This window comes from Streptomyces sp. NPDC057249, assembly GCF_042669245.1.
GTDB lineage: Bacteria > Actinomycetota > Actinomycetes > Streptomycetales > Streptomycetaceae > Streptomyces.
The window spans coordinates 103,553-117,773 of record NZ_JBHUXS010000007.1; the positions used below are offsets into that span (position 1 = coordinate 103,553).

Consider the following 14,221-nt stretch of genomic DNA (forward strand, 5'->3'; position numbering starts at 1 on the left):
CATGAGTGCCCGCCCCTCGACCCCCTGCGCCCCCTGGGTACGCACCCGGCTGCGGACGGCCCCCGGCGCCGCCTGCGCGTTCGCGCTGCTGGTGCTGGTGACCGCGTTCCTCGCCGCCGCCTTCCCCCGCTCCGTCGACTCGTACGAGACGAAGGGGCTGCGCCACGACCTCGGTGCGGCGACCCCGGCGCGCAGCGTGCTCCAGCTGAGCGGTCCCCAGCCCGGCCTCGAACTGCGCCCGGCGGCACGCGAGAGCGCGGTGCGCCAGGAGTCGATGGCCTCTGTGCACCGCCAGGTCCTGAAGCGCCTTCCCGCCCCGCTGCGCGCCGACACCGCCGAATCGGCGTACGGGGTGCGCACCTCGACGCCGATCGCGGCTCACGAACCGTGGTTCCCGCGCCCCTACGGCCTCGATCCGACGCTGACGTACGTCACCCAGTCCGGCCTTTCCGGCCATGCCACCCTGCGCGCCGGCAGCTGGCCGGCCACGCGCGGCCAGGTGTCGCTGACCACCAGGGAGGTCGAGGCCGCCGTCACCGAGGAGACCGCGAAGGCACTCCGCATCGAGGCGGGCGCGACGATCGCCGTCCCCACCCGGGGCGGCGACACCCTGACCGTCCGCGTCACCGGCATCGTGGCCCCCAAGAACCCGTCGGGGTCGTACTGGTCGGCCGAGCCGCTGCTGCGGACGCCCTCGCTGGTGGCCCGGCCCACCAAGGAGACCCCGCGCTACTACTGGATCGCCGCGCTGCTGCTGCCGCCGGACGCCGCGCCCGCCCTGCTCTCCACCGCCGGGCAGCCCGAGCTGTACTGGCGGATCGCGCCGGACGTCTCGCGCCTCACCGCCCTGGACGTGCCGGAGCTGCGGACCTCGGTGGCGTCGCTGGAGGGCGGTCCGGGGCTGCTGGCCATGCGTGAGGTGGCCGGTGCCACGGTGAGCACGGCGACGGACCTGGACGAGGTCCTGACGGGGTACGACGGGATGCGGTCCGCGATCCAGCCGGTCGTCACCGTCGCCGCCGTCGGCATCGGAGCCGTCGCCGGCGTCGTCCTCCTGATGACGGGCGGGCTGCTGGCCGGCCGCAGACACGCCGAACTCGCCCTGCTGCGGGCCCGGGGCGGGTCCCTCCGGGGTATCGGGGGCCGGCTCCTCGCCGAGACCGCGGTCACCGCCGTGCCCGCCGGGGCGCTGGGCCTGCTGCTCGCCGTGCTCACCGTGGGCGGGGCCCGGCTGTGGCCCGCGGCGGTCGGGGCCGGCGCGGTCGTCGCGCTGGTCTGCGTCGCGCTCCCGCTGCGGACGACCCTCCGGCACCGCACCCCGCAGACCCACGCCGGCCGGGACGACCTGGCGACCGCCCGCCCCTCCCGGCGGCGCACCGTCGCCGAACTCACCCTGCTCGTCCTGGCCGTCGGCGCCGTCGCCGCGCTGCGCCGGCGTGGCACGGACGCCGAGGGCGGCACCGACCTGCTGGTCAGCGCCGCGCCGGTGCTGGTCGCCCTGATCGCGGCGGTGGTGCTGGTCCGGCTCTACCCGCTGCCGCTGCGCCTGGCCCTGCGGTCCGTGTCCCGGCTGCGCGGCGCGGTCGGCTTCCTGTCGCTCGCCCGGGCCGGCCGCACCTCGGCCGCCGGCACCCTGCCGCTGCTCGCCCTGCTGGTGGCGCTGACCACGGCCGCGTTCGGCGGTTCGGTGCTGGCGGGGGTCGCGGACGCCCGCGACGACGCCGCCGTCCGGACCACCGGTGCGGACGCCCGGGTGACGGGCGCGGCCGACTCCGTACCGCTGTCGGCCGGTCTGGTCCGCGCGCTGGAGAAGGCCGAGGGGGTGAGCGGTTCGGTCCGCGTCCAGATCGAGTACGGGGTGGCCCTGCCGGCCGCGGGCAACGGCGTCCAGGACGCCAAGGGCACGACGCTGATCGGCGTCGACCCCGCCGCGTACGCCGCGCTGGCCCGCTCCACCGGGCTCGGCCCGTTCTCCGCCGACGGGCTGCGGGCGAAGGGCTCGGCGGTCCGCGAGGGGACGCCGCCGGACGAGGACCGGGTCGTGCCGGCCCTCGTCTCGCCGTCCGTCGCCGAACGCCTCGGCGACCGGCCGCTCGGCCTGCGGTCGCTGGCCGGGAACTTCAAGGTGCGGGCCGCCGCCACGGTCACGCGCACGCCCGCCGTGGACGGCAGCTCCTTCATCGTGGTGGACGCCGCCGCGCTCACCCACCGGCAGACCACGGCGCTGCTGCTGACCGGATCGGGGCTGGACGCGAAGGAACTGCGCGCGGCGGCCGGACACTCGGACGAGAAGGTCACCGTGCGGCTGCGCTCCGACGAGCGGGCCACGTACGTCGACACCCCGATGCAGTCGGGGGCGGAGCGGATCTATCTGGCGGCGATCGTCGCCGGCGCCGGATACGCCCTGCTCGCCGTCCTGCTGTCGCTGCTCCAGACCGCGCCGGAGCGCACCACCCTGCTGGCGCGGCTGCGCACCATGGGCCTGACCTCCCGGCAGGGCGGCCGGCTCCTGGGCTTCGAGGCCCTGCCGCAGGCGTTGCTGGCGGCCGGCGGCGGGCTCCTCGTCGGCTGGGCGACCATCGCCCTGCTGGCCCCGGGGGTCGACCTCGCGAGCCTGGCACTCTCGTCCGGCCCCGGCACCGGCGCGCTGGACACCGCACCGCTGCACACCGACCCGTGGTCGCTGGTCCTCCCGGCGCTCGGCGTCATCGTGCTGACCGGGGCGGTGGCCGGCGTGCAGGCGTGGTGGGCCGGCCGCCGCGGATCGATCACCGAACTCAGGGCAGGAGACTCCCGATGACGACGCCGTCGACCGATTCCACGCTGGCGGAGCTCGAACAGCGGGCCACCGCCCGGCGCGACCGGCCCTCCTACGGGCACGACGCGCTGATCGCCTGCGACCGGCTGGTGCGCATCTTCACCACGGACGGGGTGGAGGTGCAGGCCCTCCAGGGACTCGATCTGCTGGTGGAGGAGGGCGAGCTGCTGGCACTGGTCGGCGCCTCCGGCAGCGGCAAGTCGACGCTGATGAACATCCTGGCGGGCCTGGACGAGCCGACCGCCGGGGCGGCGAAGGTGGCGGGCTGCGACCTGCTGTCCATGGGCCCGAAGGAACGCCTCCGCTACCGCCGGGACGTCGTCGGCTTCGTCTGGCAGCAGACCGCCCGCAACCTGCTGCCGTATCTGACGGCGATCCAGAACATCACGCTGCCCATGCAGCTGCGCGGCCGGGGCCGCAACCGCGAACGGACCGCGCGCGCCGAGGCGTTGCTGAAGATGCTGGAGGTCGAGGACTGCCGCGACCGCCGCCCGCAGCAGATGTCCGGCGGCCAGCAGCAGCGGGTGGCCATCGCCGTCTCGCTCGCCAACTCCCCCTCGGTGCTGCTGGCCGACGAGCCGACGGGCGAACTCGACTCGGCCACCGGCGAGCAGGTCTTCGCCGCGTTCCGCCGTGCCAACGAGGAACTGGGCACGACCATCGTGATCGTCACCCACGACCAGGCGGTCGCCAGTGAGGTGCGGCGTACGGTCGCGATCCGCGACGGCCGCACGTCCTTCGAGGTGCTGCGCCGCACCGAGGTCGACGCGGCGACCGGCCAGGAGTCCCAGGTCGCCCGCGAGTACGCGATGCTCGACCGGGCCGGCCGGCTGCAACTGCCCGCCGACTACACCGAGGCGCTGGGCATGGAGCACCGGGTGATGCTGGAGCTGGAGCAGGACCACATCGGGGTGTGGCCGGACGGCCCGAAGGGCGGGTGACCGGACGGCCCGAAGGGCGGGTGACCGGCCGTTAGTATCCGGCCATGACGACGTTCGAACGCGAGATCACCGCGCCGGCCGACCTGTGCCTGCCCGACGGCCGCCTCGACCCGGCGGCGGTCGGCTGGTCGCGGACCCCGCTGCACCGCGCCAACCTGCGCGGCTGGGGCCGGACGAAGCGGTGGGAGTACTGGTGCGTGACGACGCCCACCCACCTGGTGGCGCTGACCGTCAGCGACCTGGACTTCCTCGCCCTGAACAGCGTCTACCTGCTGGAGTACGCGCCCGGCGGTCTTGAGCTGGAACGCACGGCGATCATCCCGGGCGGCCCCGGCACCGTCCTTCCCGACACGGTGGCCGGCTCCCCCGGCGCCCCGGACGTGGTGACGGGCCCGGCGCGCCCGACGGGCGGCAAGGTGCGCGTGGAGATCCGCGACGAGCCCGGCGGCACCCGGCTGCGGGCCCGCTGCCTGACCCCGGAGCGGGTTCCGGTGGAGGTGAACCTCCTGGTCGCCCGGCCGGAGGGGCACGAATCGCTCTCCGTGGTCGTCCCGTGGAGCAGCCGCCGCTTCCAGTACACCTCCAAGCAGACCGCGCTGCCCGCGTCCGGCCGGGTCAGGGTGGGCGGGGAGTTCCTGGACTTCGACGGGGACGACACCTGGGCCGTCCTGGACCACGGCCGGGGCCGCTGGCCGCGCACGGTCCACTGGAACTGGGGCGCCGCGTCCGGCCGGACCGACGGGCACACGCTGGGCGTCCAGCTCGGCGGGCAGTGGACGCTGGGCACCGGCTCCACGGAGAACGCGCTCTGCGTGGACGGCCGGCTCAGCAAGATCGGCGAGGAGCTGGACTGGCGCTGGTCCGCCTCCGAACCGCTCCGCCCGTGGACGATCCGCACCCCGCTGACCGGCCAGGTCGATCTGACGTTCACCCCGTTCCACAACCGCCGCGTCCGCACCGAGGCGGGGGTGCTGGCCAACCGCACCGACCAGCTGTTCGGCCACTACGACGGCACGGTGCGCGCGGACGACGGGACGCGGATCGCGGTGGAGCGCCTGCTGGGGTGGGCGGAGGACGTGCGGATGCGGTGGTGAGCGGGGCTTTACGACGTAAGACGCGCGGTTCAGCCGGTCACGGAGACCGCGAGGTTCCCCAGGCCGCCCGCCGCGCCGGCCCGGCGCAGGGCGACGGAGCCGTACGGGGTGCGCAGGCGCAGCCAGCTGCCGGCCGCCAGGAGGGCGACCGGGAAGGCGGGGTCGGCGCGCAGGAAGCCGAGGGACTGCGCGGCGTGCACCGCGCGCAGCGGGAGTTCGGTGTCGGCGAGGGTGCGCGACCAGATGTCGTGGCCGATGCGGTCCCGCTCGGCGCGGGTGCGCCGGTCCTCGGGCAGAGCCTCGTCGCGGTCCCGGAATTCGGTGACGGCGGCGGTCAGCGCGGCCCGCAGGGCGACCGGCCCGGGCAGCCCGGACCGCTCCCGCCAGCCGCCGCGCGGCGGGAGGACACCGGCCCAGGGCGGTCCGGTGACCGGCGCGGGCAGGGCGGCGTCGTCGTCCCGCCCCTCGTCCGGCAGGGCTTCCAGGAGGTCGCCGGCCGACACGGTGACGTCGAAGGCGTGCGCGTCGGCGAGGCGGGCCGTGCGGATCGCCAGCACGTCGAAGGACGGGGGCCTGCCGAACACGGCGAGCGCGCCGCCGCCCGCCTGGAGGCGTACGGCGGCGGCACGGTCGTAGTGGAGCAGCCGGCCGAGGAAGGCGCCGAGATCGGCGGCCTCCCTCGCGTCGGCGAACCGCAGTGACTGCACGGACACGGTCATACCGCGGCGGGCTCCTCGGCCAGGTACTCCTGGAGGAACAGCTTCTCCTCCGGGGAGATGCGCCGGGGGCGCTCGGCGGCCAGGTCGTACGGCACGACGACGGTCGAGGCGCGTACGTAGACCTGGTCCGGGTCCTTGATCTCGTAGGCGATCGTCAGGGACGCGGCGCCTATCTTCGTGACCCAGGACTCGACGGTCACCGGCCGGTGCCGGTGGACCAGGGGCCGCACGTAGTCGATCTCGTGCCGCGCCACGACGGAGCCGCCCGCGAAGGACGGCGAACCGTCCCCCGGCGCCAGCCGGAACATGAAGTCGATCCGCGCCTCCTCCAGGTAGCGGAGGAAGACCACGTTGTTGACGTGGCCGAAGGCGTCCATGTCCGACCAGCGCAGCGGGCAGCTGTAGATGTGACGAGCCAAGACGATCAGCCTCGCGTGAGCTTCTTGTACGTGGCGCGGTGCGGGCGGGCCGCGTCGGCGCCGAGCCGGTCGATCTTGTTCTTCTCGTACGACTCGAAGTTGCCCTCGAACCAGTACCACTTGGAGTCGCCCTCGTACGCCAGGATGTGCGTGGCGACGCGGTCCAGGAACCAGCGGTCGTGGGAGATGACGACGGCCGCGCCGGGGAACTCCAGCAGGGCGTTCTCCAGCGAGGACAGGGTCTCGACGTCGAGGTCGTTGGTGGGCTCGTCGAGGAGCAGCAGGTTGCCGCCCTCCTTGAGCGTCAGCGCCAGGTTGAGGCGGTTGCGCTCACCACCGGAGAGGACCCCGGCCGGCTTCTGCTGGTCCGGGCCCTTGAAGCCGAACGCGGAGACGTACGCCCGCGAGGGCATCTCGACCTGGCCGACGTTGATGTAGTCCAGCTCGTCCGAGACGACGGCCCAGAGGGTCTTCTTCGGGTCGATGTTGGCGCGGGACTGGTCGACGTAGGAGATCTTGACGGTCTCGCCGACCTTGATGGAGCCGCTGTCCGGCGTCTCCAGGCCCTGGATCATCTTGAACAGCGTGGTCTTGCCGGCGCCGTTCGGACCGATGACGCCGACGATGCCGTTGCGCGGCAGCGTGAACGACAGGTCGTCGATGAGGACCTTGTCGCCGAACGCCTTCGACAGGTTCTCGACCTCGACGACGATGGAACCGAGGCGCGGCCCCGGCGGGATCTGGATCTCCTCGAAGTCCAGCTTCCGCATCTTGTCCGCCTCGGCGGCCATCTCCTCGTACCGGGCGAGACGGGCCTTGGACTTGGTCTGGCGCCCCTTGGCGTTGGACCGCACCCACTCCAGCTCTTCCTTGAGCCGCTTCTGGCGCTTCTCGTCCTTGCGGCCCTCGACCTTGAGGCGGGCGGCCTTCTTGTCGAGGTACGTGGAGTAGTTGCCCTCGTACGGGAGCGCGCGGCCGCGGTCCAGTTCGAGAATCCACTCGGCCACGTTGTTGAGGAAGTAGCGGTCGTGGGTGACGGCGACCACGGCGCCCGCGTACTTGGAGAGGTGCTGCTCCAGCCAGTTCACCGACTCGGCGTCGAGGTGGTTGGTGGGCTCGTCGAGGAGCAGCAGGTCGGGCGCCTCGATGAGGAGCTTGCAGAGCGCGACGCGGCGCTTCTCGCCACCGGAGAGGTTGACGACGGGCCAGTCGCCGGGCGGGCAGCCCAGGGCGTCCATGGCCTGCTCCAGCTGGGCGTCCAGGTCCCACGCGTTGGCGTGGTCCAGGTCCTCCTGGAGCTTGCCCATCTCGTCCATGAGCGCGTCGGAGTAGTCGGTCGCCATCAGCTCGGCGACCTCGTTGAAGCGCTTGAGCTTGCCCATGATCTCGGCGGCGCCGTCCTGCACGTTCTCCAGGACCGTCTTGTTCTCGTCGAGCTCCGGCTCCTGCATGAGGATGCCGACGCTGAAGCCGGGCGACAGGAACGCGTCACCGTTGGACGGCTGCTCCAGGCCCGCCATGATCTTCAGCACCGTGGACTTACCGGCGCCGTTGGGCCCCACGACACCGATCTTCGCGCCGGGCAGGAAGTTCAGGGTGACGTCATCGAGGATCACCTTGTCGCCGTGCGCCTTGCGCGTCTTGCGCATGGTGTAGATGAACTCAGCCAAGAGAAACCGTCCGGCAATCGATGTGTGGGCAGATACACCCCATCTTGCCTGACGGCCAGCCCTGGACGGAAATGGGTACCTCAGGGGCCTGTGACCTGCGCCGCCCCCGGAGGCGGGCGGGACGGTCGTGGTCGTTGGTGGCCGTCGCCGGTCGTCGTTGGTCACCCGCCGACGGCCCACAGACGGCCCGGCGGGGCCGAGGTTGGCAAGCACCTACGGCCCCGCAGCAGCCGCGTGGTCAGCGCCTTTACAACAGAGTCCCTTCACTGCTCGCCAGCCGCGAGGCGGCCCCCGCATCTCGCTGCTGGGGAACGTCGCGAGGATTCTCGATCTGCTCCCCCACCCCTTCGTGCGACGGCTGCGCACCGAGCGGCGTGCGGTAGGCGTACGAGATCACCGTCAGGTCCTCCTCCGCCACGACCCACGGACTGGTGCAGTGAAGGACTCCCCCGGCTGTGACCGGCTCTGTTCCCGTGCGGTCCAGCTCGATCGAGTGCACGACCACCAACGCGTTGTCCGGGTAGTACGTCCGCTGCTTCTCGACCTCGGCACGCGTGAGAATGACCTCCAGCCCTGCCGAGGTTGTCCCCTTCACCTCGACATGCAGCCGGCGCCCCTCCTTCTTGAGCAGAAGATCGAAGGACTCCTTGGCACCGACGTCCTTGACCGTCCAGCCCTGAGCCTTGAAGTGCTCGGTGGCCATCCGAACACTGTGGGCTTCGATGGCGTCCCGCTCGGCCGCCGTGAGTGCGAAGCCCTGCCCAGCCCTGGGCCGCCTCGTACCGCTACGAGTGCGCCGGCCGGCCGTCTTGGCCGCGTCCTGCTCGGCCTGCACCACCTCGGGAGTCGGGTCCCCCGGGATGTACGGAGCGAGGCGCTCGGCTTCGTACAGGATGCCGAGCAGTCCCGCCATGAAGCGCAGGTCCTCCACCAGGGTCCCCTGTCCGGGCATCTGATCACGCTCGTAGGCGATGGCCAGAACGTTCCCAGGACCGTATCCGCGCCCCAGGGGGGTCCGGGCATCAAGTTCGAGCACCCTCTTCAGATCGGGTCGCCCGGCCGTTGCTTCTGCCAGCAGAGGTAGAGCCCAATCGACGCGGGCCCGAAGATCCTCGGGCCGGCGCGGCTTGAACACGCCCCCCGTCCAGATCGTCGTCCCCTGCATCAACGACAGGTAGACCCGCTGGCCGGAGGCACCGAACAGGTAAACGACGTACCACCCATCGGTCGAGCTGGGCGACTCCTCCCGCCCGTACACGCGCACCCACGGAATCTCGGACTTGAGCCCCGTGCCGTCGCGCCCCTCAACCAACACACCATCGACCGGGACTCGGAGCGCAGCGGCAAGATGGGCCGCATCGGCACGCATCAGCGCCGGCAGCTGCTGCCGGACGATGACACCCCGCTCCTGCATCTTCTCGGTGTTCATCGCCGTCCAGGACGGCTGGAGCTCAAGAACCTTGCCCAGGAGATCATCCACGCCCGGCAGCGTACGTCCTGACTCTGACACCGCTCCGTCAACTAGCAACCGGGCTGCACGCGGACTGCGGCTTCGCTCCGGGCCGCCAACATCGCTATGTGCTCAAAACCCACACCGGGAGCCTTGCTCAGTGGAACAATGGCGGCATCCAGGGCCTTTTAACGCTCCGGATGCGTACAGCTGTCCCTGGAGGTTGCGACGATGACGACAAGTTCGACAAAACGGGTAAGGCTCTCGCAGCCCGCAAAAGACGTACTCTGGTCAGAATCTGGCGGCCACTGCCAGAATCCAGGATGCCGAGTTGATCTACATGCCTTTGTAGACCAGGCGCACGTCGCAGAGCTTGCGCACATCATTCCAGCAAGTACCAACGGGCCACGCGCAACAGAAGGTGCGGACCTCACCGAGACAGAGCGCGCTGATCCGACGAACATTCTCGTACTGTGCCCCACGTGCCATACCATGATCGACAAAGGCCCCAGTCAGTACCCTGCGGAAATATTGCGCCGCTGGAAAGAGCGGAGCCAACAAGCGCGTGCAATCGCTTTCGGGGTGCCGGTTTTTGCGTCAAGGGCTGAAGCGCGAGCCGCCATAGAACCCCTCCTGGGCGCCAACCGAGCCGTCTTTCAGCTATACGGCCCACTTGATGACGTATTCGATGACACCCGCGCCGATCAGTGGAGTCGACATGTGGTGGATACGGTCATCCCAAATAATAGAACCTTGCTGCGCTTCCTGCAGTCGAATCGCGGATTCCTGACAGCCTCGGAGAAAGAAACAGTCGATATTTTCGCCATACATGTGCAGCAGCTTGAAGAGCGTCATCTGGAAGGAACCTGGACCCCAGGGTCCACGCGCTTTCCGGAAGAAATTGAATCAATCATGAAGGGTGATACATGAGCATCCGATCCTGGGTGGTCAAACAGCTCACGGAATCCGGGAGAACCGTCCAAGCTGTGGGCGAATTCGGCGTGAGGGTGGAGCGCGCCGGCTGGCCGGACGCTATCGGATATTGCGTGGAGCCGGACAGCTTGCCATTTACGGTACCAATGCTTGAAGAGGCGCTTGGAAAGCTCCCAGAAGTGAATATGGTAATCATGACCAGGCGGCCGGTGGACCCTGATGTTCATTCACGGGCACTGGAACGTGGTGTTTGTGTGGATACTTTCGGTGGCTTCAACCGTGCGATCACATATTTCGATGACATCTCTGATTACGTTCACCCCGAAGAGGAATATTTCAGGAAGCGCATGGCTTTCACGAGAGCTGTGGTCTCTGTGATTCGTCGAGGGCATAGGGCGTGGGAACTACAGCGAAAGAATGGGCTCCGATCGTTGACAGTGGTAACCCACGACCGCTATGAGCTGACCGATGAAGGGTTCTGCAAAATTCTTGACGAGTACCCAAGCCTAGACATCGATGCCCTAGTTATCACAAACCCTTCAGCGCAAGGATTCGGGAAACGGGTGGTTACTAGCGCCCGCGAAGCCAACGTTCCCCTGTATAGGTTGGATGACTTTGCCAGTAAAATCCGTGATACATGGACCTGAGGCGCCGTTGGCCAATCCTCGGTGAGCTTTGCGAGTGCGCCGCCGGCTACCCCGGCATGGAAATCTGGGTGTTCGGATCGATGCTGCGATCGGAGCAACCACGCGATTTGGATGTCCTGATTATCTACGCCTGCCGAGGGGATGTGGATAGCATCCGAAACATGGGTTATTGGGAGCTCTCACTGCCGCCCGTGGAAATCATTGCTATGACCCGGGATGAGGAATCTCACTACGACTTCATAAGGATGACCAATGCCAGGCGCCTCGTTGGAGCTTGAGTCCTCGGTCTACCTGGGCATAGTTCGAGACGCCGCTCGTTCGTCGCACTGCTGTCCGCCGACGATATCGTCAAGGTAAGGCTCCGGGGGAGCGGGAAAGAACGGTCCTACGGTCCTAGTGGGCGACGAGCGGCGGCGATCCTCAGCAACGAGCGAGACCGGACATGGGCATCCCGCTGAAAGCGCATCGCCCAGCTTGTCGGCCAAGCCAGTCAGTCAAAGACGAAGGCTTTTACCGGGAACGGCTTCGGCCGGGTTAGACGCCCAGGTGTCGTCGCAGGCATTAATTTGTAATAGATATCAAGCAGGCGCGTCTGTGTTGGTCGGAGCCGCTTCTAGTTTCTCAACGGCGGCGATTAGTTCACGTACGCTCTGGTACCTTTCAGCAACATCATGCGCTGTACACTTCCGCACGATCTGACTCGGCGCGTTTGCTCCAGACATCAAGGCTTCTCTGCCAGTAAATATGTAGGAAAGCACCCACCCGATCGCATAGATTTCATTGCAGACGTCGTATTCTTTAAAGCTGGCCAGCAGGGGGTCCCGTATCGTTCCGCGCATCTCGGTCCTCGTGCGGGTGTATTCTGAGTTCCTGTCTTTGACGAGGCCGAAGTCTGAGAGCTTCACGAGGACTGCTCCATCATCGAAGGTCTTCACCAAAACGTTTTGCAGGCTCACGTCGCGATGAAGCAGGTTCTTGCCGTGGATATAATTCACGCCATACAAGAATTGAAGCGCAATCCGCTTCCGCGAGGAGAACGCTAGTCGACTGTTGCGCCTCTTGATGTAGTTTCGAAGCGTGAATTCGCAGAACTCCATTTTATATTCGTTTCGATTTTCATCGAATTGAAACACCTGCAGAACGTAGGGGAAGCTCAGCTCTTTGAGGATTTCGAACTCTTTCCGAAACCGGTAGATATCGCGCTCGTCTAGGCCATCTTTGGCGCGCTTGAGTGCGAATTTTATGCCATAGTCGGTGTCCGTGAACGAGAAGACCTTTGCGTACGACCCCTCACCGATGAGCTGCAACTGGATGCGTTCTGCGGATTTCTTGAGTCTGATCTCAGTGCCTGGGCAAGAAAACACTGGTGCGTACTTGATAATTTCTATCTGCTCGAAATCATCCGGAACGGCGCTACCCCCGCTATGTGCCAGCCATGACTGGCAACCACTCATCGCAGCCGCGTAGGACTGAGTAAAGTGCACTTCTATACCGGCTTGCTTAACAGAGTGGAGAAAGTCATTAACTTCACGGGTCAGCGCTAGCATTTCTCTGCTATTTTCGGCCCAGTAATGCTTGGTCGTCCGAGCTCTGTCATTTATGGCCTCAAAGTGACCGTTCAGCCGCTCGTGGAAACTAGCGAAAGCGCGACCGAAGCGTGCGCCACTCTCGTAAAGTCGCAGAAATGCATTCGAAACGTTCATTTCCGCGTACCTCTGCGAGAGGTCGGCCAACATCAACTCGATCGGATCAGTCACTTCTCTAACCCTATCCTCAACCTGAATTCGACGGTCATGTCAAAACGTGAGCGGTTATTTCTGCGATCATTCTCTATTTCACTATGCAGTCAGGCTAAGCCGTGACTGCGGGGAACATCCACCCTGCCCGTATGCGCGCAGCGCGCTGCCGGGCGCGAGCCGTGGCGGAGACGGGAGGCAGGGCCGCCCCGCACGGCGCCCGCACCGCGCGGGGCGCCGTGATGAGGTAGAGAAACCTCTCCCGCCCGCATCTGGCCAGATCGAGAGCGCAGCTGAGCCGTCCCGGAGCTGCGGGCTGTCGATGACCACCACACCTTGCTTCAGGGGGAACAGCAATCGGGCCCTTGCAAAGCCATGAGGACATCTGCCGGGTCGCCCTCGAACAGCAGGTGCGGCTCCTGTGGTGTGGGCGGCACGAACCTGCCGCGGTAGCGCTGTAGGTCGCTTTCTGCGAAGTAGATCGCGTTCGGGTCGTTTGCGTGAAACTCGTTGCGCTTGCTGATCCGCGCCCACAGTTCGTCATGGGTGGCTGCGAGGTAGACGAGCACGGGTACCGCGCCAGCGTCAGTGGCAATGGCCTGCCATTTGGCCCGGTCCTCGGGAGTCCAGAAGCCGTGGTCGACTACGACGTCGTGACCGGCCTTTAGCTGGGCACGGAGGTCGGCCGCCACGTCTTCGAGCACGGGCCGTTCCAGGGTGGGGAAGACGCCCCGGGGGAAGTCGACTCCGTAGACGCCGTGTCGGCGGAACATCTCCTCGTCCGGGCACAGGCGGACGAATCCCCGGTCCGTCAGCGCGCGAGACAGTGTCGTCTTGCCAGAGCCGGGAAGTCCGGCCATCAGCACGCAGAACGGGGGACGTGGGGGCGTCGGTTGCGTCATGGTTTGTGAGATGACAGCTGCCTCGATTTCGGTTCCTGGCGCGGTGGTGTTGCCAGGCCCGGGCGCCAGCGGGGCGTTCACTCGCTCTTCTGGCTCGTTCGCGGGTGTGCTGTTCGCGCCTGTCACAGGATGACCTCGGTTTCGGTGCGCCACGTACGCCCTGGAGCGCCAAGGTCCACCCCGTACTCCACGACGGTGTCCTCGCTGTCGAGAAACTTTGCGGTCATCACGACCACGGGGTCGGCTGGCGGGTTCTCCGGGTCCAGTTCCAGAAGCCGCGCGTGCTCCGGAGTGAGGCGGCTGGACGATGCGGTGTCGATGCGGCGAGTGATCGGGTGGCCGGTCGCCTGCGCGATGAGCTGGAGCGACGTACCTCCCGTCAGGCGCTCACTCTCTGCCAGCTGCGGTACCAGCTTCCCGTACCGGGCGGGAATCCACGACGTGCTGTGAGCGACGATGCCGTGCCGGTCCCGGTACACGCGGCTACGCCGTACGACCTTCGAGCCAGGCTTGATGTCCAGGGCCTGCGCCACGTCGGCGGGTGCCGGCACAACGGCTGCCTGGTGCGAGTCGGACCGTTCGCCCGTCCCCCAGCTGGAGCCGGTACGGCGTCCCCGGTCCTGTCGCTGGGCGCCCGAGGACATCGGGGCCGGCTGGTCCAGGACTTCGGTGCCGATTCCGTGGATACCTCGGACTAGGCCCTCGCTACGCAGCTTCCGCAGGGCCTTCTCCGCCGTGGCAGTGCTGACCTTCCACTCTTCGGCGAGGTTCTTAATGCTCGGCAGGAGCGTCCCCGGCCGCAACTCGCCGGACGAGATCAGCTCTGAGTAGTGAGCGGCAATCTTTGCGTAAGGCGCCCGATTGTCGGCCTGGCCTGCCATTTCGCTTGCTC

The 14,221-nt window shown here is 67.7% G+C and carries 13 protein-coding genes; 6 read left to right on the top strand and 7 right to left on the bottom strand.

The window, feature by feature from the left end; translation table 11 throughout:
• The first annotated feature begins 1 nt into the window (after window position 1).
• Genes ACFUJY_RS15050 through ACFUJY_RS15060 form a run of 3 tightly spaced genes read left to right on the top strand, consistent with a single transcriptional unit; the run spans window position 2 to window position 4,853 of the window.
• Entirely contained in the window at window positions 2-2,800 is a 2,799-nt protein-coding gene (locus tag ACFUJY_RS15050; RefSeq protein ID WP_383298769.1) for an FtsX-like permease family protein, read from the top strand.
• On the top strand, window positions 2,797-3,759 hold the full coding sequence (locus ACFUJY_RS15055; protein ID WP_383298771.1) for an ABC transporter ATP-binding protein: 963 nt from the start codon (window positions 2,797-2,799) through the stop codon (window positions 3,757-3,759). The genes ACFUJY_RS15050 and ACFUJY_RS15055 overlap by 4 nt, the downstream gene beginning before the upstream one ends.
• Window positions 3,760-3,803: 44 nt before the next feature.
• A complete protein-coding gene (locus ACFUJY_RS15060) occupies window positions 3,804-4,853 on the top strand; it encodes a DUF2804 domain-containing protein (RefSeq protein ID WP_383298773.1) in 1,050 nt (349 codons plus the stop codon).
• A gap of 29 nt (window positions 4,854-4,882) precedes the next feature.
• Here ACFUJY_RS15060 and ACFUJY_RS15065 read toward each other — a convergent pair whose 3' ends face one another.
• The 4 genes from ACFUJY_RS15065 to ACFUJY_RS15080 form a co-directional block, all read right to left on the bottom strand.
• A complete protein-coding gene (locus ACFUJY_RS15065) occupies window positions 4,883-5,572 on the bottom strand; it encodes a hypothetical protein (protein WP_383298775.1) in 690 nt (229 codons plus the stop codon).
• Window positions 5,569-5,991, bottom strand: a complete 423-nt coding sequence (locus tag ACFUJY_RS15070; protein WP_365681499.1) for a thioesterase family protein — start codon at window positions 5,989-5,991, stop codon at window positions 5,569-5,571. Before ACFUJY_RS15070 ends, ACFUJY_RS15065 begins: the two co-directional genes overlap by 4 nt.
• Window positions 5,992-5,996: 5 nt before the next feature.
• Window positions 5,997-7,661, bottom strand: coding sequence for an energy-dependent translational throttle protein EttA (gene ettA, locus ACFUJY_RS15075; RefSeq protein ID WP_383298777.1), 1,665 nt, complete (start codon window positions 7,659-7,661; stop codon window positions 5,997-5,999).
• A gap of 247 nt (window positions 7,662-7,908) precedes the next feature.
• Window positions 7,909-9,141, bottom strand: coding sequence for an MrcB family domain-containing protein (locus tag ACFUJY_RS15080; protein ID WP_383298779.1), 1,233 nt, complete (start codon window positions 9,139-9,141; stop codon window positions 7,909-7,911).
• A 201-nt stretch (window positions 9,142-9,342) separates the two neighbouring features.
• On the opposite strand from ACFUJY_RS15080, the gene ACFUJY_RS15085 reads away from it, so the two are divergent.
• Genes ACFUJY_RS15085 through ACFUJY_RS15095 form a run of 3 tightly spaced genes read left to right on the top strand, consistent with a single transcriptional unit; the run spans window position 9,343 to window position 10,969 of the window.
• Entirely contained in the window at window positions 9,343-10,041 is a 699-nt protein-coding gene (locus ACFUJY_RS15085; protein ID WP_383298781.1) for an HNH endonuclease, read from the top strand.
• A complete protein-coding gene (locus tag ACFUJY_RS15090; protein WP_383298783.1) occupies window positions 10,038-10,691 on the top strand; it encodes a hypothetical protein in 654 nt (217 codons plus the stop codon). The genes ACFUJY_RS15085 and ACFUJY_RS15090 overlap by 4 nt, the downstream gene beginning before the upstream one ends.
• Window positions 10,682-10,969: a hypothetical protein gene (locus ACFUJY_RS15095; protein WP_383298785.1), complete on the top strand. Its 288-nt coding sequence runs from the start codon at window positions 10,682-10,684 to the stop codon at window positions 10,967-10,969. Before ACFUJY_RS15090 ends, ACFUJY_RS15095 begins: the two co-directional genes overlap by 10 nt.
• Window positions 10,970-11,269: 300 nt before the next feature.
• Here the strand turns inward: ACFUJY_RS15095 and ACFUJY_RS15100 are convergent, their stop codons facing one another.
• The 3 genes from ACFUJY_RS15100 to ACFUJY_RS15110 all read right to left on the bottom strand — a co-directional run bounded on the left by ACFUJY_RS15100 (window position 11,270) and on the right by ACFUJY_RS15110 (window position 14,210).
• Complete coding sequence (locus ACFUJY_RS15100; RefSeq protein WP_383298787.1) at window positions 11,270-12,448, bottom strand: protein kinase family protein; 1,179 nt, start codon at window positions 12,446-12,448, stop codon at window positions 11,270-11,272.
• 320 nt (window positions 12,449-12,768) lie between these two features.
• Window positions 12,769-13,410 carry an AAA family ATPase gene (locus ACFUJY_RS15105; protein ID WP_383298789.1) on the bottom strand — a complete coding sequence of 214 codons (642 nt, stop codon included), beginning with the start codon at window positions 13,408-13,410 and terminating at the stop codon, window positions 12,769-12,771.
• 41 nt (window positions 13,411-13,451) lie between these two features.
• Window positions 13,452-14,210 (bottom strand): GntR family transcriptional regulator, encoded by a 759-nt coding sequence (locus ACFUJY_RS15110; RefSeq protein ID WP_383298790.1) that lies wholly within the window; start codon window positions 14,208-14,210, stop codon window positions 13,452-13,454.
• Between the last annotated feature and the right edge of the window lie 11 nt (window positions 14,211-14,221).

Coding starts and splice junctions, on each gene's coding strand:
- ACFUJY_RS15110 (WP_383298790.1), bottom strand. CDS start 14,210: ATGGCAGGCCAGGCCGACAATCGGGCGCCTTACGCAAAGATTGCCGCT.
- ACFUJY_RS15050 (WP_383298769.1), top strand. CDS start 2: ATGAGTGCCCGCCCCTCGACCCCCTGCGCCCCCTGGGTACGCACCCGG.
- ACFUJY_RS15055 (WP_383298771.1), top strand. CDS start 2,797: ATGACGACGCCGTCGACCGATTCCACGCTGGCGGAGCTCGAACAGCGG.
- ACFUJY_RS15085 (WP_383298781.1), top strand. CDS start 9,343: ATGACGACAAGTTCGACAAAACGGGTAAGGCTCTCGCAGCCCGCAAAA.
- ACFUJY_RS15065 (WP_383298775.1), bottom strand. CDS start 5,572: ATGACCGTGTCCGTGCAGTCACTGCGGTTCGCCGACGCGAGGGAGGCC.
- ACFUJY_RS15060 (WP_383298773.1), top strand. CDS start 3,804: ATGACGACGTTCGAACGCGAGATCACCGCGCCGGCCGACCTGTGCCTG.
- ACFUJY_RS15090 (WP_383298783.1), top strand. CDS start 10,038: ATGAGCATCCGATCCTGGGTGGTCAAACAGCTCACGGAATCCGGGAGA.
- ACFUJY_RS15095 (WP_383298785.1), top strand. CDS start 10,682: ATGGACCTGAGGCGCCGTTGGCCAATCCTCGGTGAGCTTTGCGAGTGC.